We start from the raw sequence: 25,466 nt of genomic DNA, 5'->3' as shown, positions 1-25,466 counted from the left end.
TGGCGAACATCGGATTTGGGACATTAGCTTCTGGCGGCCTCGTCAATGACCGCTATCGCGTCGACCTCTATGAGGTAGCCTGGAGACATAATCGCTACTCCGACCACGACATTCGCTGGCTTGTGATCTCCAAACAGCGAAATCTGCGCTTCCTCGATGACAGGAACGTGTTCATCGCGCTTATAATCGACAATGTAGATCGTGATCTTGCAAACTTGCTCAGGCCGTGCCCCTGCCGCACTGAGCGCTCGGCCGAGATTGCCGAATGCCAGGCGCGCTTGCACCGCAAAATTACCATGCCCAACGAGCTTGCCGTGTATGTCTTCGGGCTGCTGACCTGAGACGAATACCAGCTTGGATCCGGTCGCGACGACAACCTGTGTGTACATCTCTGGAATTGGCAGATCATCTGGATTGATGAGTTCGAGCGACATTAGATATCTCCTACTTTGTTCGACTGAAATCGACATTGGTGATCACCGCACCGCTGGCACACAGGCCAGTGCCCTAGCCAGCACCAGCAATAAATTCCGGACAAGTATCCACTGGGACCAGCTTCGTCCTGCCGCATCAAGAAACAGGGTCCGCGCGAGGAACGACACCCCCATCCCGAGCGTTGGCACCCTGAGTTCCAGCAAGGAGACCAAAGATGTCAAACCCCTTTGTACATGTCGAGCTGAACAGCCCCGATCCGGAGAAAGCGAAAGCGTTCTATGCAAAGCTGTTCCAATGGCAATTGGCGGACATGCCGAACCCCGCCGATCCCGGTCATTCCTATACCGTGATCAAAGTGGGAGAAGGCACGGGCGGCGGAATCATGAAGCAGGTTCCGCACGGCCCCGCCGGCTGGATTCCCTACGTTCTGGTGGATGATCTTCGCGCCGCCACCGACAAAGCCACATCCTTAGGCGGCAAGGTCATGAAGGATGTTACGGAAGTGCCGGACATGGGCTGGTTCACAATCATTCAGGACCCCACCGGCTCGATGCTGGGCTTGTGGAAGCACAACCCGGAAATGATGCAAGCTGACCACGGCGCTAAAGAGAAGGCCCCGTCCGCACGAAAGCAAGGAGCCGGAAATTCCGCGCGGGCACATTGAATCGTTTGCAAGGCATGTGAGCTCAATTTACTAACCTTCAGATCGCGGATCACTATTCACTTTGAACGGGAGCTCACGGTGGAAGATCGTTCGGGAGCACGATCGTCCACCTGCTGGATTTCATTTCCGGCGAGGCATACACTGCGAAGGGCGGATTTAGGCGGTTAACGGGCCAGATCGAACTCAAATCAGTGGCGTGACCCTCGTCGCGTCGGGAGACGATATTGAATCAATGCGTGTAAAACGGATCGTTACGAACATTGCGGCCGACCCTGAGCGTATTGCGGAAGCCAAGCGCGTCTACGGCGAGATATTCGGCCTTGATGTGCTGATGGATCTGGGCTGGATCGCCACGTACGGTTCGAACGCGAAAATGACCGTGCAAGTCAGCATTATGACCGAGGGCGGCTCCGGCACGGCCGTCCCCGACGTTTCGATAGAGGTTGATGATCTCGACGCTGCGCTGGAGCGCGTACAAAAAGCCGGACTTGCCCCGGAATACGGACCTGCCAAAGAGCCATGGAACGTGCGCCGATTCTCCGTGCGGGATCCTTTGGGGAAGCTCGTGAACGTGCTTCAGCACGTTTAAAGTATCCGTTTTGGTCAAGCAGGCTTAGAGGTCCATTTTCGGTTGGCTTTGAGCAGAGCGTGATGGTTTTGAGATGAGTTGCCATCGATCTGGGTGGCGTCTGGTCCCTGCGTCCAACTGTCAACAGCGCGAGCCCCTATGTCGCAATCTGGGAAGAACCGTAGAAAACCTCATCGGTAGTCGCAGCCGTAAAGACGCTCGCGATATCTTTCGATATTGCGACACGTCTTCGCTTGATTGATTGCCCTTGAAGCGAAACGGGAGCTGGATAGTCCTTGTCATTGACCCCGTCCACGTGTCGACGCCGACATCTAGAGCGCCGGACGCTCACGTGGAATCGGTCCGGCGCTCCAACTCTTCGATTTGCGCATCGGATTCTCCGAAAACCGCTTCGCACTTTTCGGTCCGATGCTCTAATGTCTCGTCGACCGTCACGATGAGCGGAATGATGTTCGCTACTTTGGCGGTGGCGACTTCCTTTCCATCCGCCTTCACACGCCGGCTCCCTTCCTGAAGGTTCCGCGTTAGCCGTCCCGAGACAAGTTCATTCCCTTCAGGGCCTGCCCGGAACCTACCCCAATCCGCTTCACGAGCGACATCGCTTGTGCCATGGATATATTGAGCGGCAGCGTCCGATTGGCAGGAAGATACATCACATTGCCGGACATTGGTGTTGGTGCCTGCGGCAAAAACACCGCGACCCAGTCGGCTTCCAAACCTTCCAGCAAGTAACCGATCTGCCAACCGTCCTCGATCGACACAAGGACCGGCTTTACGCTTTCAGCATCCTCAACATGAGCGAGGCCCTCGCCAAGACTCTTGACTAGCTGATACTGCGGCAAGCCGCCAAATAGCGAATTTTCAAACCACTGCAGGGTTGCCTTGCCGTATCGTGTCCGAGCTAAGAGTCCGGCACCTAGCGAGACGACGATCAAAATCAATGCTGCCAACAGTGAGGCCATTCCAATCCCGAGGAATGTGGGCGGGAGATGGGAAATAGCCGGTTTTGCAATTTTGGCTGCTGCGTGCATTGCCTTGCCGAGAACTAACGCGAGAAGAACAATCGGCAGAAGAAAGAGCATTCCACCAATGATCGTTGCCTTAAGGTAGCCGAAGACGGCTCGACCAAACCCTGCACCGTTCGTAGACATCGCGCATCCTCCTTACTCTCAGCGAAGGATTCGCCCGCGACTTGTGTGGCCTAATCCTCAGCTTCGAGTTTGGTCGGGAAAGTGCCTGTTTGAGGTTTGTAGCACTTCTATGAATTCGGGGCTTGCCATTTTTGCGACTGTTTTTCCCACAATGTGGCAGGGATTACCCATGCAGGTGGGTTATGCTCAAACCTCCACCGTTCGTGTCCCGGCTCAATAAGCTGACAATCCAGGGCATCGTCACCGGCCTCGTCCGATGGTATGCTTCTGGGATGCAGCCTGTGGACAGCAACGATCACCGCATCGCCTCATCCACTGGAGGGTTTCACCTCGATGTTGTTGCAGGCCTGACCGCTGCGGCCGTCGTCTTACCCAAAGCAATGGCCTACGCGACCGTTGCCGGCCTGCCGGTTATCGTCGGGCTCTACACGGCCTTCGTGCCGATGATCGTTTATGCGCTGCTTGGCACGTCGCGGGTGCTGAGCGTCAGTTCGACGACCACACTTGCGATCCTCGTCGGAACACAACTCGGGCTTGTCGTTCCGGACGGAGATCCTGGCAAGCTGGTCTTGGCAACCGCGACACTTACCGCCCTGACCGGCGCCCTTCTGATCGTGGCTTTCGCGCTGCGCTTCGGCTTCATTGCCAACTTCATTTCCTCACCCGTTCTGACGGGCTTCAAGGCTGGCATAGGACTCGTCATATTACTTGATCAGATACCGAAGCTGCTCGGAATACATATCACCAAGGAAGGCTTCTTCCGGGATATTCTGAGTGTGGTGAGCCATCTGCCTGACACCTCGTTGCTTACAGCGGCAATTGCCGGGGCGGCACTCGTCGCATTGTTTGCGATGGAGCGACGCTGGCCCCATTCGCCGGCTCCCCTCGCAATCGTAGGCTTAGGCATCGGGCTTTCCTGGCTTGTGGGTCTGAATGCGTTGGGCGTTGCTACCGTGGGGCCCATTCCACAGTCGCTCCCTTCGATCACCCTTCCCAGTCCTGGGCTTGTCACTGAACTTTTGCCCGGTGCCCTCGGAATTGCCTTGATGAGCTTTACCGAAACAATCGCAGCGGGCCGAGCCTTCGCCGCCCCCGACGAGCCGGCCATCAGACCGAACCGCGAACTATTGGCAACGGGAGCCGCCAACCTGGCCGGCGCATTCTTCGGCGCAATGCCGGCGGGGGGCGGTACTTCGCAGACAGCAGTGGTTCGCGCTGTCGGCGGACACTCGCAAAAGGCATCTCTGGTCACTGCCGGTGCGGCAGCTGCCACAATGCTGGTCTTGGCCCCGCTAATTGGTTTATTGCCGCAGGCAGTACTCGCCGCGATTGTGATTGTGTACTCGGTCGGGCTCATCAGGCCGGCCGAGTTTGTGTCCGTTCGCAGAGTCCGACGGATGGAGTTTCGCTGGGCGCTCGCGGCCTTCTTGGGAGTACTCTTTTTCGGCACCCTTCAGGGTATCATCGTTGCGATCGTCCTTTCCCTCATCGGACTGGCTAGTCAATCGGTGAAGCCCAAGGTCTACGTGATTGGCCGCAAACGCGGAGTCGACTTCCTGCGGCCAGTGTCACCAGAGCATCCTGATGACGAGACATTCGAAGGACTCCTGATCCTCCGGCCCGAGGGCCGCCTTTTCTTTGCGAACGCCCAACAGGTCGCTGATCAGGTCCAGGCCCTGGTCGCCAAGCATCAGCCGCGGATCGTCGCGCTGGACATGAGCAGGGTCTTTGACATCGAGTACTCCGCTCTTCAGATGCTAGTTGAGGGCGAACGGCGTCTCACTGGGCAAGGTGTCACGGTCTGGCTGGCTGGCTTGAATCCGGACGTGCTGAGTTATGTTCGGGCTTCCGGTTTCGCTGACCACCTCGGCCGCGAACGACTGTTCTCCAACATCCGCGCCGCACTTCAGTACTACTCAGCAGGTGGCAAGCCTGATCAAGTGTTGAACTCACGAGGGGAGAGCAAGTAAATTTGATCCGAACGCGATGCTGGCCGCCGCAGTGGTATCGTTGTCGCGCATATGAGTGGACGCCAGACCGCTCCCTGATATAGTCCTCTACAACCCAGGCTGTCCCCGATGAACGTACGAAGCGATCAAGGAGACCAGGCGAGCGGTGTTGTCGACAAGGCGGTGGTGGTACTGTCCAAAGTCGCCACCCATTTCCGGGTCGCGTTCGCCTATCTCCTGCCCTTCACGGCGACGCACCTCACCGTTCGGCTGGCCGCTTCGGCGCTGTTCGTGCCATTGATCGGACTGCTTCTGGGTGCCGTCGTCGGCTTCTCCGGTCGTAGCGCCGTGACCGATCAGGACATCGCCCGGCTCGTGTTGACGCCAGCCGGCGCATGCATCGCGCTGGCCGCCATCAGCATCGGCATCGCCGCCGCAGTACTGGATGTTGTGGTGATGATGCACACCCTGGCCATCCGCGAGATGCGCGTCCTTCCCGCCGTCCGGCGCGGACTTGCTTTCGTCGTTCCTCGCTTTCCACGGGTGCTGCGATTTAGTCTCGGGCTTCTCCTGCGTGTTCTTGGCATCGCGCTGCCCTTCATTCTCGCGATGGCAGCCATCGCTTATTGGCTGCTGCGCGACTATGACATCAACTACTACCTCACTTACCGTCCACCTGAGGCTCTGCTTGCGGCCGCCCTGATTGCGGCGCTTGCAATACTTATGTGTTTGATCCTCTTGTCGCGGCTGACCGGCTGGTCCTTCGCGTTACAACTCGTCGTGGGGCGAGGCACGCGACCCACAGCCGCATTCCGGGAAAGTGCAGCACTTCTGGCGGGACGGAAAGCACAGCTTTTTTGGCAGGTCGTTGTCTGGCTCGCATGCCGGATCCTTTTGGGCATAATCGTCGCGGCATTGTTCGGCGCCGCGATCGGTCAGGCCCCCTCTCTTTTGGGTGACAATCTGCGGCTGATTGCCGGAGTGACGCTCGTCCTCGTGCTGGTCTGGGGTCTGGCAAATGCATTCGTCTCCGCGCTGTCGAACGGTGCCCTGGCGCGCATCCTGCTGTCTGAATTCCGGGATGTGACACAAGAGGAACCTTTCCCTGCGACCACGGCTGATGACCCTCGCGCCGGCCGCCGAGTGCCGCTCTGGGCTGTTCTTGCGCTGGCATCGGCCTGCGTCATTGCCGGGCTCATTCTCTCGGATCATGTTCTCAACCAGCTCGGTTCGTCACAAACAGTCGAGATCATCGCGCATCGAGGCGCGGCAGGCACCCGACCGGAGAACACCATGTCGGCCGTCGTGAAGGCGATTGAAGATGGTGCCGACTGGATCGAGATCGACGTGCAGGAAACGGCGGACGGCGAGGTGATCGTCGCTCACGACAGCGACTTCATGAAGTCCGCCGGGGTCGATTTGAAAATCTGGAACGCGACGATGGCCGATCTCGCTCACATCGATATCGGCAGCTCCTTTGATCCGGCGTATTCGGCCGAACGCACGCCGACGCTGCGCGCCGTGCTTCTGGCGGCCCGTGGAAAGTCGAAGGTGATGATCGAACTGAAATACTACGGCCACAACTCCGACCTGGAAGGTCGTGTGGCCCGGATCGTCGAAGAGACCGGGATGACCGACCAGATCGCGGTAATGTCGCTCAAGATCGCGATGGTCGAGAAGATGCGCGGACTACGCCCGGGCTGGCGCACCGGAATTCTGGCGGCACGAGCTATCGGTGATCTCTCGGCACTCGACACCAACTACATCGCGATCAATACCGGACAGATCTCGATCGACCTGATCAAACGGATCAAGGCCGAGGGAAAGCAGCTCTACGTCTGGACGGTCGATGACCCCGTGACGATGTCGCGGATGATCTCGATGGGGGTCGACGGGCTCATCACCAATCAGCCTGCCTTGGCGAGGCAGGTCATGGAACGTCGCAACGCCCTGTCCGCGCCCGAGCGTCTGCTTCTGTGGCTGGCCGACAGCTTTGGGATCGGCAGCTTCCGGCTGGTCGCCGACGAAGATGACGCCTGAAGGTTTTGGTGCATCGGCGGGAGCCGATCACGGCGGGTTTCGGCTGTTGCTTCCTTGCCAGGGCCATCTACCCTCGATCTCCAGTACAAGGGTCCAGCTCAGGAAGGTGCGGATTGCGACAAGGCCGGCGAGCACCCCGAGGCTCGTGAATGTGGGCTCGACCGCAATTGTCTTCACAATATCGGCGGCGACGAGCATCTCGAGGCCAAGCAAGAGCGTTCGGCCAATGCGGATCTTATACCGATCGAAGTAGTGTTCTTCCGTGGGCCGCCGCAGGAAATGCGATGTCGACCAGACTATGCCGATGACGATGGTCATGACGCCGAAGACGTCGATCGCATCGCCAATGAAGCGAATCCCGTGACTGATCGTTGCCGTCATGTCGAAGGCGCTCGTGACCTGCGGGTCCATGTTACACCGCGGGGCCCCTCCTATGCAGGTGCCCGAAAATTCCTGTTGGAGGCGACGGGCATCGGCCGCTGCGTTCGCGCCCGCATGATGCGGCGACTATGATTAACAATTCGTTGCCGAGCGCCTCATGACGTTCCAAAGCAATGCCTGTTCTTATATGCTATTTTGATGGATATGGCATGGATCGATAACGACATACTGAAGCCGACCTGAAGGTATCTGGGACGTAGCCTGACGAGCGCAATACGAGGATCCGTCATGCGCAAAGTTGTCTTTTTTGCAGTCATTTGGGCCACACTCTCCACAGCGGCGGTGGCCGCACCAGGGGTGACCACGACCAACGTGAACCTACGCTCTGGTCCGGGCACGACTTACTCCGCAATTCGAACGCTCCCGGTTGGTACAGACATCGACATCGGCGATTGCGATGATGCCGGCAGCTGGTGCGCCGTCACGGTCGAAGGAACGAAGGGATTCGTCAGCGGCCAATATCTGAAGAAGACAGACGATCCGCAAGCATGGCCACGCAGCTACGAAACCGGCGTGGGCCGCATGGTCCTGTATCAGCCGCAGTTCACGGACTGGACCGATTTCAAGACGATCGATGCGGTGGTCGCGGCCGAATATGTCAAGACGCCGGATGCCCGACCGGTTTTCGGCGTTATCGGCCTCAAAGGCGACACGTCCTACGACGAGGACGACGATCAGATCGTCATTACCAATATCACCATATCGAGCCTGAACTTCTCGAGCCTGAAGCGCGACGAGTTGAAGGCCCTGTCGGTCGAGACCGGAAAGCTCTTGCCGACCGACCCGATCACCGTCCCGGAATCCCGCGTGACGGCAAGCCTGGCCGAGCAGAAACGCATGACCGATGTGCCCGGTCTCAAAGCGGATCCGCCGCCGATCTTTGTGTCGACGCTCCCGGCGCTCCTCGTCCAGACCGACGGCGCCCCCGTATTCGGCCGGGTGAAGGGGAAGGCCGGGCTCTCCTTCGTGGTCAATACGAACTGGGACCTCTTCCGGATCGACGAGGGCGGTACATTGTTCCTGCGCGACGACAAGCACTGGCTGACGGCCAAGACCGTCGCGGGCCCGTGGACACCGGTCACCGATCTGCCCCAGCTGCTTAAAGACCTGCCCACGGACGGCAACTGGGACGATGCGCGCGCCGCCCAGCCGCCCGAGCCTTATCCGCAGGGGCGAGCGCCGGCTATCGTCGCCACCAACCAGCCCTCCGAGATGATCCTGTTCGAGGGTGAGCCCGCGCTCGTCGATGTTCCCGCCACCGCGCTGCAGTGGGCATCGAACACCGAGACGGACGTCTTCTTCGACAAGACCGGGAAGCAATGGTACGTGCTTCTGTCCGGCCGCTGGTTCCGCGCTGCCGACCTGAAGGGGCCGTGGACCTTCGCGACGCCGCAGCTTCCCGCCGATTTCCTGAATATCCCAGAGGACGCTCCCTATTACTCCGTGCGCGCGTCGGTTCCGGGAACGTCGGAAAGTGCCGAGGCGCGGCTCAGGGCAAGCATCCCGACCACGGCTCGCGTGGAGAAGGGCTCGATCACGCCGACGCTCGCCTATGAGGGCAAGCCCGCCTTCGCGCCCATCGAGGGGACCGAACTCGCCTATGCGACGAACACGGCCGAGACCGTGATCAAAGTCGGTTCGCGATATTTCCTTCTTCAGGACGGAGTCTGGTTCGTGGCCGACAGCCCGGAAGGCCCATGGCAGCTGGCCACCGAGGTCCCAGCGGCGATCTACGAGATTCCGCCCTCGTCGCCAGTATACAATGCCACCTATGTCCACGTTTACGAGACCGAGCCGGATGCCGTCTGGTACAGCTACACCATGGGCTATCTGTACTGCTACCTGGCCTGGGATTCATGTGTCTACGGGAGCGGGTGGTACTATCCCCCCTATTGGTACGACTCGCCCGACTACGATTACCCGATCTATAACCCGCGCCCCGTAACTTGGGGCATCGGCGCCTATTACAACCCGGTCCGAGGCGTATATGGCCGCTACGGCTATGCCTATGGCCCATATCGCGGCATTGCCGGCGTGCGGACCTGGAACCCGAGCACCGGCACCTATGGCCGCGCCGGGGCAGTCTGGGGACCGAACGGCTCGGCCGGCTTCGTCGCGGCCGCCAATCCGAGCACGGACAAGGCCGGCTACATAGCCGGTGGCCGGAATGTCTATGGAGCTTGGAAATCGGCCGGTGTCAAAAGCGGATCAGAGTGGGCGCGGATTACCGCGCGCACCGGCGCCGGCGGCAGTTCGACACTGCGCTGGAAGACCTCCGAGGGCCAGGGGTTCATCCATGAGGGGCGGCGCGGGGACATGTATGCCGGCCGAAACGGTCAGGTCTACCGGAACACCGGCGACGGCTGGCAAGTGTATGATGGCGGCTGGCAGGACGTGAAGCCGCCCAACCGCGGCGACCTGGTGCAGGGCGGCGAAGGCCTTCCGGGTCTCTCGCCCGAGGCGCGCGACCGGCTCCAGAACCGGGTGGGCGCGGAGTCCCCTGCACAGCCCAAGGCGGGCGCCGCTCCGGTTCGCGAACGGACAAAGACGAAGGCATCCCAGCGCCCGGCGACGCAGCAACACCAGAAAGCGCGGACACAGCGCCAGCCCTCTTCGCAGCGCCCGACGGTGAGCCGACAGCTGCCGTCCAATGTCAACCGGGACGCACAGATGCGGTATCGGGGCAATCAGCGGGAGATGTCGAGGCAGTACTACTATCCGCCCGCCCGCGGCAGCTATGGTGGCCGCGGTTTTGGTGGTAGTGGCGGTGGTCGCAGCTTCGGTGGCGGAGGCAGGGGTGGCGGCCGCCGTTGAGGGTCGGCGTGGTGGTTGGAGGAGCGCCTAAAGTGTGATGGCTTCAGGACGAGTCGCCATCACGCTTCATCTTGTTGTTTGCGCATGATGTTTTCGGACCGCCGCTTCGCACTTCCGGATCATGCTCCGGATGGCGCGGCGTTGTACCTTGACAGCGCTCAGCCGGCTTGCGATGCGTAACCAGCGCGGAACTCGACCTCCGGCACGTATCGCGTCGACGAAAGTGGCGCGATTGGGCCCTTCAAAACCCCTTCCTGGTGATACTCGATGTCCGCCTGTTCACAACACAATGTCCACATGAGTGGCACGGGCCAAAAAGCGATCATGTTCGCTCATGGGTTCGGATGCGACCAGAATATGTGGCGCATGGTCGCGCCCGCTTTCGAGCGCGATTTTCGAACCGTGCTGTTCGATTATGTCGGTGCCGGCGGCGCCGATCTCTCAGCTTATGATCCCACCAAATACGCCAGCCTCTCAGGCTATGCCGAGGATGTGGTCGCCATCGCACGCGAACTCGACCTCCGCGGAGCGGTTTTCGTAGGTCATTCGGTCAGCGCCATGATCGGCATTCTTGCCTCGCTCAAGTCGCCAGAGATATTCGAGCGCCTTGTCCTTGTCGGCCCATCGCCGCGCTATGTGGATGACGGCGACTATGTGGGCGGCTTCAGCGCGGCGCAGATCGCTGAACTGCTCGAATTCCTCGGCGAGAACCACATGGGCTGGGCGGCGGCGATGGCTCCGGCCATCATGGCCAATCCGGAGAGGCCGGAACTCGGCGAGGAACTTACGACAAGCTTCTGCCGCATGCAGCCGGAGATCGCAAAAGCCTTCGCAGCGGTGACGTTCAACTCCGACAACCGCCCTGACCTGCCCAAGGTCAAAACGCGCACCCTGGTTCTGCAATGCAGCCAAGACGTCATCGCTCCCCAGCAAGTCGGCGAATATGTGCAACGTAACATACCGGGCAGCGAGCTGAGGTATCTCAAGGCGACAGGTCATTGTCCCAACCTAAGCGCGCCCGAGGAAGTCATCGCGGCCATTCGCGGCTTCATCTGACGACAGGCGGAAGCGTTATGCCGGCAATGAGCGATGACGATCTCAGCGACCTGTATGAGAATGCTCCCTGCGGCTACCTGTCGATGCTTCCCGACGGCCGGCTCATCAAGGCCAATGCGACGTTGTCCGCCTGGATCGGATATTCGCCTGACCGCCTCCTGGAACTGCATTTCCACGACTTGCTGACGATCACCGGCCGGATCTTCTACGAGGCGCATGTCGCGCCTTTGCTGCATATGCAAGGCTTCTTCGACGAGGCGACGCTCGATCTCGCCACGGCGCCTGGCGGGCGCCTCGCGGTGATGGCGAATGCCCGCCAGCTGCCGGAACGCGATGGCCGTGCCGCATGCGTGCGCATGGCCTTTTTCAAAGCGACGGAGCGACGGCTCTATGAGCGTGAACTGGTGGCGGCGAGGAGCGCTGCCGAGATCCGGCTCAATTCCGAGCGCGAGATCGCACAACTGCGCGAACAATTCATCGCAGTGTTGGGTCATGACCTGCGCAGTCCACTCGCCTCGATCTCTGCCGCCGCGCGCATGCTTGGGCGCGAGCCACAAAGCGATCTCGGCATCAGGTCTCTGGCCCTGATGCAGAACAGCGTGACACGGATGAGCGGGATCATCAGCAACGTTCTGGATTTTGCGCGGGGGCGCCTCGGCGGCGGTATCGCAGTCAGCCGCGATATTGCCGAGGATATCGCGCCGGTGCTGCACCAAGTGGTTGAAGAACTGCGCGCCAGCTTTCCAGAACGAGCCATAGAGGTTGATTTTGCGCTCGACAAACCTGTCTATTGTGATCCCTCGCGTATCGGCCAGCTGGTTTCAAACTTGCTCGGCAATGCGCTGACTCACGGGGCAGACAACGAACCCATCCGGCTCCGCGCGGTGACCGCGAAGGATCAGTTCGAACTCACCGTCGCCAATGCCGGCCCACCTATCGCCGAGGAGATGGCGGCGCGGCTTTTCGAACCGTTTTTCCGCGGCGAGGTGCGCAAAAGCCAGCAAGGCCTAGGCCTAGGCCTTCATATCGCCGCCGAAATCGCCAAGGCGCATGGGGGCACGCTGAAGGTCACATCCACAACCGAAGAAACCCGCTTCACCTTTGTCATGCCAATGGGACCGGATGGGGTCAGCACTTAGTCTCCTGAATTATTCCTGTCTTTTGATTCCTCAACGGCTATCGAAACCGGACTTCCGGAAAGGAACTCCCCAAAGGAACCTAAAGGCTCAAAATGGTCGCAAAACACTTTGACCGCGACAAGAAGAGGGACGGCAATGATTGCGCCAACAATCCCCCAGAGCCAGCTCCACAAAGCAACACATATGAAAATGGCGACAGAATTGAGCTCGAGGCGTCTGCCAAGGAGAATCGGAGTGACGAGTTGGCCTTCGGCAAAAGCACAGGCGGCGTATAACAAGGGCGGTATGACAGCATAGGCGACGGAGTCAAAAGAAATAAGGGCAACAATACCAACCATAACGATGCCAGCCAGCGCACCAATGTAAGGCACGAAGTTGAGCAGTGCGGCCGCAACGCCCCACATAACCGGATTTGGCATTCCTGTGACTGCCATTGCAATGGCGACGGCGGCGCCGAACCCGCAATTGATGAGTGTAATTGTTGCGAGGTACTGAGAAACCTCCCGTTCTACATCGTATGCTATGGCGAGCGCGCGCTTCTTATCCCTCAATGACGGAAGTATGCTGACTAACTTCTGATAAAACATCGTTCCAGAAGAAAGCAGAAAGAGAAGCAAAACGAACGTTACGCCGGCCGTGGTAATTCCCCCGAAGGCGCTGGCGGCGGCGGTCGATAGCATGCCTGGTTGCTGAATAGCCACTTTCTGCACGTCGTCAGCCGAGGTACTATCGGCAATATGACCGACCTGCTCGGAGGCTTGGACCACGGCGTTTACGGGGGATCTGAGCGACGCAAGCTTGTACTGGATCTTCCGGCTGATCTCAGGAGCTTGACTGACCCACTCCGTTACCGGCCCGCTCAAAAAGAATATTCCAGCGCAAAAAATGCCTAGAACGATCAGGACAATGAACAGCGCACTTATGGGAGGCGCCACCCCTCGTTTCTGCATGAATCTCACGATTGGACTCAAGGTGAGCGCGAGGAGCAGCGCCAATATGACTGGCAAGAGAAAGTCCCGCGCAAAGTAGACGAGACCAACAAGCAAGATTAGGAATATTCCCAGAAGAGCGACCCGGATGGAGCGCAGTCGCGAATCCAGTTCGTCAAGCAGTTGCAGTTGAGGCAGCTTATTTGGCGCCTTGGTGCGTTCCATTTTGCGGCGGCCCTCCAAAGTCGCCAGGTTTCTACGCAATGCAACTCAGAGCTATGCATCCCCGCCATTGCGGTCAGCCAGGACAACCACGCTCGGATGGAATGAGGACCTGAACTCAACGGAACATTTCGCCAGAAGTTCCTCAGGAAAGAAATTAGCTGCCCCAAGGGGAAATCGGGGGCAACTCGAAAAGAAATCGCGCGCACGAGAATTCCCTTGAATCTCTCCACGAACCATCCATATACCATCTGGTTGGATGGAAAGTGGATGGAGAATATGGCAGTACTCCGGTTTCCTGATACGGAAAAACTGACGCTCAACATCGGTTATGTCGATTTGGGCAAGATCGACCTTCTCGTCCGGGAGGGTTTTTACTCCAACCGGTCAGACTTCATACGCACAGCCATCCGCAATCAACTTTCAGCGCAGGCGGCCGAGGTTGAACGCGTCGTCGTGCGGCAGACCTTTGATGTCGGCTTGCGTGACTTCAGCCGCGCGGAACTGGAAGCCAAACGCAAGTCAGGAGAACGCCTGTCGATCAGTGTCGTAGGACTGGCAAGGATAGCGAGCGATGTGACGGGAGAGCTGGCCGCCGCAACCATCGAATCCCTCACCGTGCTCGGCGCGCTGCAGGCAAGTCCCGAAGTCAAAGCGGCCCTCGCCGGTCGTATCCGCTAAAGCGTAATGGCTTTAGGCCATTCGCCCTCACGCTTTATCTCTTGTTTACGCATGATCTTCTCAGAAAACCGCTTCGCACTTTTCCGGATCATGCTCTAGCTCAGAAGGAAATGCTCATCATGAAGCATACAACGGCTATCGGCCGAGCGCTGGATGCTGTCCGGTCCTCAGATCCCCTCGAGGCAACCCGCCTGATACAGGAAGCGCTTGGCGGATCGGGGCGCCCGGAAACTCACGCGTCAAAACCTCCATTGTCGAGCTTCCCCATACCCCAAACCCTGGATCTCGAACCTCAAGAATCACGCTCGAACAAACCCAAACGACGAGCGGGACTCGCCGAAACGATCGCGGCTCTGCGTTCCTTCAAATTGCCGATCGATATCAGCAGCCATCGCCCGGATATCACCCTTCCGGAAAGCTTGAACTTTGCAAAACGCCATTTCGCCTGTGCAAGCGGGCAGCGCGACTTCCGGCTATTTGTCCCCTCCTGCATCAAACCCCGCGGTCTGATCGTGATGCTGCATGGATGCCGGCAGACGGCGGAAGACTTCGCCGTCGGCACCAACATTCATGCGATAGCCGAAGAGCATGACCTTCTGGTCGCGTATCCGCATCAGCCCTCGTCAGCCAACCCGATGTCCTGCTGGAATTGGTTTCGTCCGGTGGACCAGGCGCGCATGGGTGGCGAAGCAGAGGTTATCGCGGGACTCACCCGGGATGTGTGCGCTGAATTCCAAGTCCCCCCGGAGAACATATTTGTGGCCGGCCTGTCAGCCGGCGGTGCCATGGCTGTCGTCCTGGGATCCACCTATCCCGATCTCTATTCGGCGGTCGGCATACATTCCGGGCTCCCCTACAAATCCGCGCATGATGCAAACAGCGCCTTTGCCGCCATGCGGGGAGAAAATGGACATCGCTCCCGCGCATCTGCGGGGTACGAATTCCAGCCAAGGCTGATTGTTTTTCATGGCAGCGCGGACCAGACGGTTGCTGCGGCGAACGCAACCTTCCTGTGGAAGGACGCGGTGCGATCGAAAGGTCCGGGCGATGTTCTTGAACTGACCGTTTCGGACGGAGGACGCACTGTCGATCGACGAATATTCTCCGCATCTGCCGATGTCGCATCAGTGGAGCAATGGATCATCCATGGGTCGGGGCATGCCTGGAGCGGTGGAAATCCCAGAGGCTCCTATACGCTCGGCGATGGCCCCAATGCTTCCGCGGAAATGGTCCGTTTCTTCCTGGCAAAGGCTCCTACGTCCCCGCGCGGTGTTCCTTCAGCATGACGCAAATGACGTTCACCGCCCTTGAGGAAGATCTGCCCGGGCTCAAGTGGCAATCCCGTTGGCGGTATTCATGGCCGGCATACCGGGCGTGGCTCGCAACGCGCCGTTTCGACGGGCCGTCGCCGGCCGCCTGCCTTCAGGCCTTGCAGCGCCACATGCCGCAGCTCGTTCAAACCTATGAGAAGCTCCTGGTCCTCTCCGGCAGTGGCGACCTCGAAGCGCGTTTTCTGTCGCACTGGAAGCCACCTGAATATCTCTCGGGTTGTTCCATCGCAGCCGCAGCCGGCCATGGCATGGTGCGGCTCGTCCGCAACTATGATCTGTCGCCGGAGCTCAATGAGGGCCTGCTGTTGAAGTCTCATTGGAAAAAGCCGGTGATAGGCATGGTGGAATTCCTATGGGGGTTGTCGGACGGCATAAATGCCGATGGCCTATGTGCGGCCATTGCCTATGGAGGGCGCCGCGGCACAGACGCAGGCTTCGGCATTACGCTCATCATTCGCTACATCCTGGAGACATGCTCGACGGTGGAAGAAGCCCTAGACGTGCTGAAGAGAGTCCCGTCTCATATGGCCTACAATGTTACGTTGGCGGATCGCCTTGGACAGACAGCGAGCGTGGAGTTGCAGCCGGGCGGCGGGCTGCGTCAGGTCTGGCCGGCCATCGCGACAAATCACCAGAGCGGACCGGAGCAGGCTATGCGCCCCCGCTTTACCGAAACACATGATCGCCGTGCCTATTTGCAGTCTCTGCTGGCAGACGACCCCAGACCCGATTCAATCGTCGAAGCTTTTCTCCTCCCGCCCCTCTTCCAGAGGCGTTACCAAGAGGGTTTCGGCACCCTGTTCACCGCAGAATATGACCCTTGCCGCGCTTGCGTCACCCTGCATTGGCAGGTCGACAAGTGGGCTCAAGGATTTGACGATTTTGCTGAGCGGCATGCGGAAGTGATTCGCTACTGCGATCCATAGGACGCCTCGCCGGCTTCGCGCTTAATCCTCTTGTTTGCGCATGATCTTTGATCGCAGTTTTCCGGATCATGCTCCAGCGGTTACCAGTTGCGTTGAAGATCCTTCAGAACATGAAAAGGTCTTCGTCGGGGTCGCGTCGCCCTGTCAGCTGCGCCGTAAGGACTTCCGCCGCTATACGGCTGAATGTTATTCCATTTCCGCCATATCCCAAGGCCGCGTAAACATCCTGCCGACCGGGGATGCGGCCGATGCGTGGAAGGCCGGTACTGCTGACTCCGAAGGATGCAGCCCACTGAAATTCCGGCGTGGTATCGACCCAGGGCATCAATTTCTGCAATTTCAAACGGATGTGGTCGACCTTGGCTGGGAGGAGAGCGTTGCGCCTATCCTCGTCGCTGAAATCTTCGTCCTCGCCCCCGCAGATAATGCGCCCGTCAGGTGTCGTGCGCAAATAAAGATAGGGTTCCGAAGCTTCCCAGATCAGGGCTTGCGTCGCCCACAGCCGTCGTTTCTGAGGATAGGTCGCGATTGCAAAAGTAGACGCAATCTTCAACGATCGCAATTTGACGATTTTCGGCAGTTCGTACCCCGTTGCATAAATGACGGCACCGGCCTGAAGTCGCGTCCCGCTTTTCAGAGTAGCTGCTATCCCGCCGGCACGAACCTCGATCCGCACGACTTCTTCCGGCGCGAGGATGCGCACACCATGCGCCATGGCATGCCGCAAATAGCCAGATGTGAGGAGGCGCGGATTGAGCGCCAGATTGCCGAAAGACAGGAGCGCTTTCGATCTGCTTAAGCGGTACGCCGCCTTCAATTGCGATCGCGACAGCACAGCCGTTTCAAAACCAGCAGCGTTGCGTGCCTCTCCCTCAAGCTCCAGCTTCTCAGCATTCAGACTGTCGCCTGAAAGATATAGGGAATTTCGCCGAACCATATGGCAATCGATCCCCAGATATTTCGTGCGGTGAGCGAGGTTCTCCACCGCGAGCTTCGATCGGCGCCATGCGCGGATCGCGTTGCCTGCACCTATCCTATCCCGCAATTTCGTCAGGGGCGTATCGATCTCGAACTGAACGAGCGCCGTGGACGCGGGCGTCGAGCCAAGGATCGGGCCACGCCGATCGGCGATGATTACCGACAGCCCCGCTGCCGCCGCCATTTCACTGATCAATGCGCCGCTGATGCCGGCGCCGATCACCAGTACATCCGCCGACATGCGGTCCGTGGCGGCGCGGGTCGAGATCCTGGGCGCTGGAAACGCCTGCCAGATGCTCTTGCCGGCACGCAATCGCTTCTTTCTGGTGACCATTATTCCCTTGGCGTTTGCTCGCGCAGAAATTTACCCGCCCCATTGATTGCCTGGAGCGGGTCAATTCGGAATGATGCGGGCTTGTTGTGCGTTCTACCAGCCCTGTGTCGTATACCACGTGTCTATGTCCTTGCGGACCTGATCCTTGGCTATTCCGTAGCGCTCTTGGATCTTGCCTTCCAGCTGATCACGCTGTCCGTTTATGACGTCCAGGTCGTCGTCGGTGAGCTTGCCCCACTTCTCCTTGACCTTGCCTTTGACCTGCTTCCAATTGCCTTCGACTCTATTCCAATCCATAGTGAAATCTCCTTGCGTTAAGCGCATACCAACGCCGGTCGGACAGTTTCGTTCCCCTCTCCGGGTTCATCTGCATTGCCTTGCGGACGTTCTGAGACAGAGTGTCGGCTGTCGCGATCGGAGGAGAAGCATGGATGGGCAAGCTTGATCGGCGCATCGCGGTCGTCACCGGCGCGGCAACCGGGCTCGGCAAGGCGATCGCCTTGCTCTACGCCGCCGAAGGCGCCGATGTCGCGGTCATCGACCGGAACGCGGACGGAGCGGCCCGTACCGCCGTCGCGATCACACAACAGGGCCGGCGCGGCCTCGCGATCGGCGCCGATGTCGGCGATGAAGCCGCCGTCGACAAGGCGTTTACCCGGATCATTTCGGAATTCGGCACGCCGCATATCCTGGTCAACAACGCCGGCATCGCGACGGTCGCGCTTCTGGAGAACATGGCGACCGCCATGTGGGACGAGATGCTGCGCATCAATCTCAAGAGCGTTTTTCTGTGCACGCGCGCGGTGCTGCCGGCCATGCGCCGCAACCGCTATGGCCGCATCATCAACATCAGCTCGCAGCTCGCCCACAAGGGCGCCGGCGGCATGGCGCATTACGCCGCGGCCAAGGCCGGCATTCTCGGCCTGACCCGCTCGCTCTCCTACGAGGTTGCCGACGACAACATCACTGTCAACGCGATCTGCCCGGGCCCGCTCGACACCGATATGAAACTGCCGCCGGAATGGGCCGCCAGGAAGCAGAACGAACTGATCGTCAAGCGGCAAGGCCGGGTCGAGGAGATCGCTCCGACGGCGCTGTTGCTGGCCGGCGAGGACGCCGGCTTCTATATTGGCGCGGTGTTCGATCCCAATGGCGGCGACATCATGGCTTAGGCATCCGCCAGATTCGCACACTAAACCCCCAACAAGAATCCCGTAAGGGATTCAAATGGAACGCGACTTCGATTGCCTCGGAAGAAGGGAACGGCACACCCATGAACACCCAGGACTATGCCCCCGAAGATATCGTCGCCTTCTGGTTCCCCGATGGCGATGCGCCGACGGCGGAGGAGCATATGCGTCTGTGGAACTGGCGCATGCGCGGCGGGGCCCACGAGGAGGTGATCACGCGGTTCTCCGACCTCACGACACGCGCCGCCGCGGGCGATCTGGATCATTGGGCTGCCAAGCCCATGGGGCGGCTGGCTCTGACTCTAATCTTCGATCAGTTCACCCGGTCGGTCTGGGCAGGCACGCCCCGCGCCTATGCATATGACGAGAGAGCTCGCGACCTTTGCCTTCAGGGACTGGAGAACGGCCATTTCGACGCGCTGGAGAACGTCTGGCAGAAGGCCGCCTTCAAGATACCGCTGGAACACTGCGAATGCGCCGATCCGGCCGACCATCTCGCCAACCTCGACATCGCCATCGCCATTGCCGACCGCCTCATCAACGAGGCGCCGCCGCATCTGCGGCAGGTTTACGAGTTCGGCGCCACCCAGCCACGCAGGCATCGCGCCGTGATCGCCCGCTTCGGCCGCCATCCCCACCGCAATGCCATCCTCGGGCGCGACAGCACGCCTGAGGAACTGGACTACATCGCCACGGGCAATTTTCCGCACACCACGAAACTTGAGGTTCCGCCCAAGGACGCGTGATATCCACCCCCGCTTTCGGTCCGATGCTCCAGCTTCAGAACACTTCTGCGTAGCGGCTGCAAATCTGCTCAGCGGTCCAATCCTGGCTGAGGGCAAGCTCCGCCCGCTTGTTCGCGAGATAGGCCTTGAGGAAGAGCGGCGGCACGAATCCCTTGACCGTCACATCGGCCTCCAATGCATCGAGAGCGGCGCCCAGAGTGCCCGGCAGCCGGACGATGCCGCGCCGCTGCCGCTCGGCATCCGTGAAGGCGCCCGGATCCTGCTCGACCAGCGGCTCGGGCGTCGGCAGGCCTTGCTTCAGGCCGGCAAGACCGGCCCGCAGGATGGCGGCGACCTGGATATAGGGGCAGGCCGAGGCATCGGCCGCGCGGTATTCGAAGTTGAACTGCTCGGCGGTGCTGCTCCGGAAGGTGTCGAAGGTCGGACAGATGCGGATGCCCGCCTCGCGGTCGCGGTAGCCGAGGCTCGACCACGCCGCGCTCCACATATGCGGCACCAGCCGCAGATACGACACCGGCGTCGGCGCGGTGAAAGCGCACAGGGCCGGCATGTATTTGAGCACGCCCGCCAGGAATTTGCCCGCCGTGGCGCTCACTCCGCAAGGCCCCTTCGGATCGTGGCTGATCGGCCGGCCCGCCTCGTCCCACAGACTCATGTGGATGTGCAGCCCGTTGCCGATGGCGGTCGGGCTCAAACGCGGCGAGAAGCTGACGCTATGCCCCAGACGCCAGGCGGTGCCGCGCGTCATCTCGCGCAGCATCACCGCCTTGTCGCAGGCCGCGAGCGGTTCGGCCGGCGGGAAAGTCACCTCGAACTGCCCTTCGCCGAACTCCGCCAGATAGCCGTCGGCTTCGATGCCGCATTGGGCGAGTGCCGCCAGCAAAATCTCGCCGAAAGCGCCATGCCGGCGCACGGCATCGAGGGCATAGAGATCGCCCGTGCGCCCCCGCGCGCCGGAATAGAAGAACTCATGTTCGAAGGCGATGCGCAGCGTAACACCCGCCTCCGATTTGAGATCGTCGGCTGCCCGGCGCAGCAGCGTGCGCGGGCAGCACTCCCATGGGGTTCCGTCGGTCGTCAGCAGGTCGCAGAGAAAGAAGTGCTCCTTGGGCGAGCCGTCGCCGAAGTCCACATTGGCCTCGGCCTTGCGATCCGGCTTGAGGATCAGGTCGCCGAACGGGCCGAAGGGAGACGGCGCGATCGTGCCCATCGGCGTGAACATGATATTGGTCGGCGTCCAGCCGACGCCGGTCGCGAGCCGTTTCTCCAGCAGACGCGTCGGTATGCCCTTGCCGCGCACCTGGCCCGAGATGTCGACATAGCAGAACATCGTCAGCGGTTCCCGATTCATGGCGCAAGGCCTCCCCTCTTCCTGTTCTTTTCCGGCTTCCGAGTCCCCATCGACAGAGTGCTCTCCAAGTGAAAGGGCCGGCGCAGCGTTTCGAGGGTCTCGATCCGTTTCCTGGCGCGACCGCCCAGCCGCTCGACCGCGCCGGCCACGATCACCTCCGCCATCGCCAGCCCGCCGATCGCGCTGTCGAAAGCGGTCGGCATTTCCACCGGACAGCCGATGACATGTGCCGCTTGCGCCGCGATCGGTGAATTCCAGATGTCCGTGATGAGGACAATGTCGGCGCCTTGCGTCGCAGCACCCGAGGCAAACTCCAGCACGTCGCGCTGATAGCGCCGGAAGTCGAACACCACCAGCACGTCGCCGCGCTGCACGTCGAGCAGGTAATCGGCCCAGCTGGCGCTGCTCTCCCGCACCAGCCGCACGCCGGGCCGGAGCTCGCGCAGGCAATGATGGAAGTAGGCGGCGAGCATCTGGGTGAAGCGGCCGCCGAGGCAGAAGACATTGCGCCGCGGGTCGCACACCAGCTCGGTGATGGCGGCATACTCCTCAGGCGAGACACTTCTCACCGCGCGCTCGATGTTGCGGCACTGCGCCGAGCCGACACGCTCCTGCAGCTTGCTACCCTCGCCCCAGCTGCGCCGCGACGGGTAGCGCGCCAGCGGGCCCTGCAGCCGCTCCTGCACCTCGCCCCGCAAGCGGTTCTGGAACTCGGCATAGCTCTTGAGACCGAGGCGGCTGACAAACCGCAGGATGGTCGGCCCACTGGTGCCCGCCCGGTGCGCAAAGCGCGCAACCGTCTCCAGGCCAGCGACCGGGTAATCGCTGAGCAGAGACTGGGCGACGCGGCGCTCCGCCGCCGTGTAATTCGTGAGGTCGCGCCGGACCCGCTCCGACAACGGCTCATCCCGTCGGGCCGCGCTCTTATCCCTCGACGCTGCCCGAGGCCGCTTCACGTCTTGAGGACTCCCGATCGTTCGACCACCTGAGGCAGCAGGCGGCTCATGAGCTCCGCCCATCTGCGATGGCCCGCCGCGTCGGCGATCAGGTCCTGTCTGATCTCGATCTCGACATAAGGCAGGCCGCGCCCCTCGGCATGGACCGGAATGGTATAATCCATCTCCATGTTCACTTCGTAAGGCTTGTTCCGGCCGACGCACAAGCCGGCTTCGGCGGACAGCAGGGCCAGCAAAGCCTCGCCGATCCGCCAGTCGCGATGCGCGATCACCCCGATCTGCCAGGGCCGGGGCGGGTCGTTGCCGAACACCGGCGTGCAGCTGTGCATGGCAAAGATCACCGTCGGCAGGCCGGTTGCTTTGCGGCGATCCAGCTCGCGTTCGATCGTCGCCTGATAGGGGTGCAGGAGCTCGACTTCGCGCGCCCGCACCTCGGCGGCCGTCAAATTGCGATTGCCCGGCACTTCGGTGCCGTCGCTGACCACAGCGATCGACTGCGCCACGCCCGGCTTCCGGTTGCAGTCGATCACCAGCCGCGAATAGCGCTGGTAGATATAGGTTGCGCCGAGCTTGTCGGAGACCTGGGTGGTGACGTCGCGGATGCCGATATCCCAGGCGATGTGCCGATCGAGGTCGGCGTCGCCCAGGCCCAGCGTGCCCAGCCGGCGCGGGATGAGCCGGCCGGCATGGTCGGAGATCAGCAGGATTTCCGATGCACCGTCCGGGTTCTGGACCACGACGGGATCTGGTTCGTTGGGCTCGAGCAGCCGCTCCATGATGTCACGCAATTCCGGTCCGATCTGCCTGATGTGCTCCTGTCGGGCCCCGGCCCGCCCGCACGACTCTTGTGCTGCCGGGCGGAAAGTTGACCGCGATCCTCTCGGCGCGTCGTGCTCGATATCGGATGAGACTTTCTGTTATAAATGATCTACAAATTAGCACGCAAATAACATTTGTTACAAGCACGCTGGGAGGCGGCTTGCAATGACTGGGAAAGCGTCTGACGAGGGCGGCACCCAACGCCGGCTTGACCGCGTGCTTGTGACGGGGGGCGCCGGCTTCCTGGGCAGCGCACTGGTCGACCGCCTGCGTCGCGACGGCGTCGAGACTATAGGAAGCGATCTCGGCCACGGCGCGGCCAATCCCGCGGCCTTCCACCCATGCGACCTGACCGACCGGCGCCAGGTGGATGCGCTCGTAGACAGTCAGCCGATCGACACGATCATTCATGCCGGCGCCGTGTCGGGGCCGATGGTGATGGCTGAGCGCCCACTCGACATCTGGCAGATCAACGTGACGGGCACCGCGTATTTGCTGGAAGCGGCGCGGCGCAAGCGGGCCGTTCGTTTCGTCCTGTGTTCCTCGGTGGACGTCTATGGACCAGGTTCGCCTGGTATGATCAGCGAGGAGACGCGCTTCGCGCCGGAGACCGTCTATGGCGCCAGCAAGGTAGCGGCCGAAGCAGCGATGACCGGCTATGCAAGCGAGCACGGCCTCGATGCCGTCGCCCTGCGCTTCTCATGGATCTACGGACCTGGGCGGCGAACGCCGACGACGCTCGAGCGCCTTATCCGGGCGGGCCTCGCCGGCGAGGCGGTCACGCTCGACGACAACGCGTCAGGCCGCACACATTATCTGTACATCGCGGATGCCGTGGCGGGCGTTCTTGCCGCCGCCACGGCGCCCGCGCGATTGCCGCGCCGCGCCTACAACATTTCCGCGGGCGACGGGCTGCCGTTTAGAGAGGTCGTCGCAACGCTCGCCAACCATCTGCCCCGGCTTCGTGTAAGCTTCCGCGAAAGCAAGATCCCGGACCCAGGCCCGACCGGTTACGAACTGACCACCGCGGCGCGCGATCTCGGCTACCGCCCGCAGGTCTCATTATCGCAGGGGCTTCGCAATTATGTCGAAGCCCTCAGGGACGAACCGTTGCGAAAGCGTGCGATGGAGCGGAGATGTCAGTGGAATTGAGCGCGCCCGCCACGCCTGTTCCCGCCGGTTATCCTGGCCATGCGCCATCCCTCGACGCGCCGGTGCTCGAGCTCGATCAGGTCTCGATCAATTTCGGCGGCGTCCGCGCGCTGGACAAGCTTTCGCTGCGGCTCAAGGCGGGCGAGATCCGCGGCCTGATCGGGCCGAACGGCTCGGGCAAGTCCACGGCCTTCAACGTCATCACCGGGCTCTATCGTCCGAGCGGCGGTGAGATCCGTGTCGCCGGTCGCTCCATCCTCGGCCTGCGCGCGGATCAGGTCGCCAGCCGCGGCGTCGCACGCACATTCCAGACATTGAGGCTGTTTCAGGCCATGAGCGTCATCGAGAACGTCATGCTCGGCACGCATCTCGGCGCAAAACCGCCGTCGCCGGCGTCTATCCTGCTGGGCCTGCCGAATTCACGGCGCTTCGAGGCGGAGGTGCGCCGGCGGAGCATGGACGCGCTCGAGGCTCTGCAGATCGCCGACTATGCTCACGACATGGCCGGCAATCTGCCCTATGGCGTACAGAAGCGGGTCGACCTGGCGCGCAGCCTGGTCGCCAATCCATCGCTATTGCTGCTTGACGAGCCGGCGGCCGGACTGACCGGCGCCGAGAGCCATCAACTGATAGAACTGATCCGGGCGCTGCATGCCGAGCGCGGGTTCAGCCTGCTGCTGGTCGAACACGACATGCAGTTCGTCACCGACCTGTGCGAGCGCATCACCGTCATCGATTTCGGCAAGCTGCTGGTCGAAGGCTCGCCCGCGGAGGTGCGCGGCAATCACGACGTCGTGGTGGCGTATCTGGGTACAGGTCAATTGAGCGCAAGCGCCAGAGCGGCGGACGGAGCGGCGGCGCAGCCGCCCGTGCTCGAGGTCAAGGACATCGCCGTGCGCTATGGCGCGGTGCCGGCGCTCGCGAATGTCTCGTTGAACATCGCGGCCGGCGGGATAACCACGATCATCGGCGCCAACGGCGCCGGCAAGACGACCTTGCTGTCGACTGTCAGCGGCATCGTCGCGGCTCATCAAGGACACGTATTGTACCGAGGCCACGACGTCACCCGGCTGTCCTGCGAGCAGCGGGTGGCGCAGGGCATCGTCATGTGCCCGGAAGGGCGCCGGCTGTTCCCCGAAATGACCGTGCAGGAGAATCTGCTGCTGGGCGCCTATAATGTTACGGACAAGACGGTGATCAATGCAGGTCTGGACCGGGTCTATGCGTTGTTTCCACGCGTTGCCGGACGGCGCAAGCAACTGGCCGGCACTCTGTCCGGCGGTGAGCAGCAGATGGTCGCGATCGGCCGCGCCTTGATGGCGGCGCCGACGCTACTGCTGCTCGACGAGCCGTCGCTCGGCTTGGCACCCAATCTGGTCGAACTGATCTTCGAGACGATCGCGGAGATCCGCAAGCTTGGCTGCTCGATCATGCTGGTGGAGCAGAATGCCGCCATGGCTCTGGAAGTCGCCGACTTCGGCTATGTGCTGGAGACCGGCAAGGTGACGCTCTCGGGTCCCGCCGGCGACCTCAAGGAACGCCATGATGTGATCGAAGCATATCTGGGATAGCA

General features: G+C 61.1%; 24 protein-coding genes. 14 read left to right on the top strand and 10 right to left on the bottom strand.

The window, feature by feature from the left end; all coding sequences use genetic code 11:
- Window positions 1-23: 23 nt before the first annotated feature.
- Window positions 24-434: a RidA family protein gene (locus tag G5V57_RS17905; protein WP_165168941.1), complete on the bottom strand. Its 411-nt coding sequence runs from the start codon at window positions 432-434 to the stop codon at window positions 24-26.
- A 215-nt stretch (window positions 435-649) separates the two neighbouring features.
- On the opposite strand from G5V57_RS17905, the gene G5V57_RS17900 reads away from it, so the two are divergent.
- Together G5V57_RS17900 and G5V57_RS17895 are read left to right on the top strand one after the other, a co-directional pair.
- A complete protein-coding gene (locus G5V57_RS17900) occupies window positions 650-1,099 on the top strand; it encodes a VOC family protein (RefSeq protein WP_165168940.1) in 450 nt (149 codons plus the stop codon).
- Window positions 1,100-1,331: 232 nt separating this feature from the next.
- Window positions 1,332-1,688 carry a VOC family protein gene (locus G5V57_RS17895; RefSeq protein ID WP_165174174.1) on the top strand — a complete coding sequence of 119 codons (357 nt, stop codon included), beginning with the start codon at window positions 1,332-1,334 and terminating at the stop codon, window positions 1,686-1,688.
- 327 nt (window positions 1,689-2,015) lie between these two features.
- Here the strand turns inward: G5V57_RS17895 and G5V57_RS17890 are convergent, their stop codons facing one another.
- Together G5V57_RS17890 and G5V57_RS17885 are read right to left on the bottom strand one after the other, a co-directional pair.
- Window positions 2,016-2,183, bottom strand: coding sequence for a hypothetical protein (locus tag G5V57_RS17890; RefSeq protein ID WP_165168939.1), 168 nt, complete (start codon window positions 2,181-2,183; stop codon window positions 2,016-2,018).
- A 29-nt stretch (window positions 2,184-2,212) separates the two neighbouring features.
- A complete protein-coding gene (locus G5V57_RS17885; RefSeq protein WP_165168938.1) occupies window positions 2,213-2,839 on the bottom strand; it encodes a DUF502 domain-containing protein in 627 nt (208 codons plus the stop codon).
- A gap of 272 nt (window positions 2,840-3,111) precedes the next feature.
- Between G5V57_RS17885 and G5V57_RS17880 the strand changes: the two genes are divergently transcribed.
- Together G5V57_RS17880 and G5V57_RS17875 are read left to right on the top strand one after the other, a co-directional pair.
- The gene (locus G5V57_RS17880; RefSeq protein ID WP_165174173.1) at window positions 3,112-4,809 is read left to right on the top strand and encodes a SulP family inorganic anion transporter; all 1,698 of its coding nucleotides are present in this window, start codon (window positions 3,112-3,114) and stop codon (window positions 4,807-4,809) included.
- 108 nt (window positions 4,810-4,917) lie between these two features.
- On the top strand, window positions 4,918-6,828 hold the full coding sequence (locus tag G5V57_RS17875) for a glycerophosphodiester phosphodiesterase family protein (protein WP_165168937.1): 1,911 nt from the start codon (window positions 4,918-4,920) through the stop codon (window positions 6,826-6,828).
- 27 nt (window positions 6,829-6,855) lie between these two features.
- On the opposite strand, the gene G5V57_RS17870 is transcribed toward G5V57_RS17875, so the two are convergent.
- Entirely contained in the window at window positions 6,856-7,239 is a 384-nt protein-coding gene (locus G5V57_RS17870) for a DUF1622 domain-containing protein (protein ID WP_165168936.1), read from the bottom strand.
- Window positions 7,240-7,497: 258 nt separating this feature from the next.
- On the opposite strand from G5V57_RS17870, the gene G5V57_RS17865 reads away from it, so the two are divergent.
- The 3 genes from G5V57_RS17865 to G5V57_RS17855 all read left to right on the top strand — a co-directional run bounded on the left by G5V57_RS17865 (window position 7,498) and on the right by G5V57_RS17855 (window position 12,278).
- On the top strand, window positions 7,498-10,083 hold the full coding sequence (locus G5V57_RS17865; RefSeq protein WP_165168935.1) for an SH3 domain-containing protein: 2,586 nt from the start codon (window positions 7,498-7,500) through the stop codon (window positions 10,081-10,083).
- 267 nt (window positions 10,084-10,350) lie between these two features.
- The gene (locus G5V57_RS17860) at window positions 10,351-11,139 is read left to right on the top strand and encodes an alpha/beta fold hydrolase (RefSeq protein WP_165168934.1); all 789 of its coding nucleotides are present in this window, start codon (window positions 10,351-10,353) and stop codon (window positions 11,137-11,139) included.
- A gap of 17 nt (window positions 11,140-11,156) precedes the next feature.
- A complete protein-coding gene (locus tag G5V57_RS17855) occupies window positions 11,157-12,278 on the top strand; it encodes a PAS domain-containing sensor histidine kinase (RefSeq protein ID WP_246737278.1) in 1,122 nt (373 codons plus the stop codon).
- Here the strand turns inward: G5V57_RS17855 and G5V57_RS17850 are convergent.
- The gene (locus G5V57_RS17850) at window positions 12,275-13,432 is read right to left on the bottom strand and encodes an AI-2E family transporter (RefSeq protein ID WP_165168932.1); all 1,158 of its coding nucleotides are present in this window, start codon (window positions 13,430-13,432) and stop codon (window positions 12,275-12,277) included. The genes G5V57_RS17855 and G5V57_RS17850 overlap by 4 nt on opposite strands.
- A 267-nt stretch (window positions 13,433-13,699) precedes the next feature.
- On the opposite strand from G5V57_RS17850, the gene G5V57_RS17845 reads away from it, so the two are divergent.
- The 3 genes from G5V57_RS17845 to G5V57_RS17835 all read left to right on the top strand — a co-directional run bounded on the left by G5V57_RS17845 (window position 13,700) and on the right by G5V57_RS17835 (window position 16,367).
- Window positions 13,700-14,110, top strand: coding sequence for a CopG family transcriptional regulator (locus G5V57_RS17845; protein WP_165168931.1), 411 nt, complete (start codon window positions 13,700-13,702; stop codon window positions 14,108-14,110).
- 119 nt (window positions 14,111-14,229) lie between these two features.
- A complete protein-coding gene (locus G5V57_RS17840) occupies window positions 14,230-15,396 on the top strand; it encodes a PHB depolymerase family esterase (protein WP_165168930.1) in 1,167 nt (388 codons plus the stop codon).
- 5 nt (window positions 15,397-15,401) lie between these two features.
- Window positions 15,402-16,367, top strand: a complete 966-nt coding sequence (locus G5V57_RS17835; RefSeq protein WP_206530063.1) for a C45 family autoproteolytic acyltransferase/hydolase — start codon at window positions 15,402-15,404, stop codon at window positions 16,365-16,367.
- A 103-nt stretch (window positions 16,368-16,470) separates the two neighbouring features.
- Here the strand turns inward: G5V57_RS17835 and G5V57_RS17830 are convergent, their stop codons facing one another.
- Window positions 16,471-17,679 (bottom strand): FAD-binding oxidoreductase, encoded by a 1,209-nt coding sequence (locus G5V57_RS17830; protein WP_165168928.1) that lies wholly within the window; start codon window positions 17,677-17,679, stop codon window positions 16,471-16,473.
- Window positions 17,680-17,772: 93 nt separating this feature from the next.
- A complete protein-coding gene (locus G5V57_RS17825) occupies window positions 17,773-17,976 on the bottom strand; it encodes a CsbD family protein (protein ID WP_165168927.1) in 204 nt (67 codons plus the stop codon).
- A 134-nt stretch (window positions 17,977-18,110) separates the two neighbouring features.
- Here G5V57_RS17825 and G5V57_RS17820 point away from each other — a divergent pair, with 134 nt between their 5' ends.
- Both G5V57_RS17820 and G5V57_RS17815 read left to right on the top strand, forming a co-directional pair.
- Entirely contained in the window at window positions 18,111-18,851 is a 741-nt protein-coding gene (locus tag G5V57_RS17820; protein ID WP_165168926.1) for an SDR family NAD(P)-dependent oxidoreductase, read from the top strand.
- A gap of 101 nt (window positions 18,852-18,952) precedes the next feature.
- Complete coding sequence (locus G5V57_RS17815; protein ID WP_165168925.1) at window positions 18,953-19,615, top strand: DUF924 family protein; 663 nt, start codon at window positions 18,953-18,955, stop codon at window positions 19,613-19,615.
- A 34-nt stretch (window positions 19,616-19,649) separates the two neighbouring features.
- On the opposite strand, the gene G5V57_RS17810 is transcribed toward G5V57_RS17815, so the two are convergent.
- Genes G5V57_RS17810 through G5V57_RS17800 form a run of 3 tightly spaced genes read right to left on the bottom strand, consistent with a single transcriptional unit; the run spans window position 19,650 to window position 22,710 of the window.
- Window positions 19,650-20,966, bottom strand: a complete 1,317-nt coding sequence (locus G5V57_RS17810) for a glutamine synthetase family protein (protein WP_165168924.1) — start codon at window positions 20,964-20,966, stop codon at window positions 19,650-19,652.
- Entirely contained in the window at window positions 20,963-21,865 is a 903-nt protein-coding gene (locus tag G5V57_RS17805) for a MurR/RpiR family transcriptional regulator (protein ID WP_165168923.1), read from the bottom strand. The genes G5V57_RS17810 and G5V57_RS17805 overlap by 4 nt, the downstream gene beginning before the upstream one ends.
- A 53-nt stretch (window positions 21,866-21,918) precedes the next feature.
- Window positions 21,919-22,710 (bottom strand): N-formylglutamate amidohydrolase, encoded by a 792-nt coding sequence (locus G5V57_RS17800; RefSeq protein WP_246737277.1) that lies wholly within the window; start codon window positions 22,708-22,710, stop codon window positions 21,919-21,921.
- Window positions 22,711-22,906: 196 nt separating this feature from the next.
- Here G5V57_RS17800 and G5V57_RS17795 point away from each other — a divergent pair, with 196 nt between their 5' ends.
- Both G5V57_RS17795 and G5V57_RS17790 read left to right on the top strand, forming a co-directional pair.
- Window positions 22,907-23,893: an NAD(P)-dependent oxidoreductase gene (locus G5V57_RS17795; protein ID WP_165168922.1), complete on the top strand. Its 987-nt coding sequence runs from the start codon at window positions 22,907-22,909 to the stop codon at window positions 23,891-23,893.
- On the top strand, window positions 23,878-25,464 hold the full coding sequence (locus tag G5V57_RS17790) for an ATP-binding cassette domain-containing protein (protein ID WP_165168921.1): 1,587 nt from the start codon (window positions 23,878-23,880) through the stop codon (window positions 25,462-25,464). Before G5V57_RS17795 ends, G5V57_RS17790 begins: the two co-directional genes overlap by 16 nt.
- The last annotated feature ends 2 nt before the right edge of the window (window positions 25,465-25,466 follow it).

The organism is Nordella sp. HKS 07, assembly GCF_011046735.1.
Taxonomy (GTDB): domain Bacteria; phylum Pseudomonadota; class Alphaproteobacteria; order Rhizobiales; family Aestuariivirgaceae; genus Taklimakanibacter.
The sequence above is the reverse complement of the archived record's forward strand: the minus strand, read 5'-3'. Positions and strand labels throughout refer to the sequence as shown.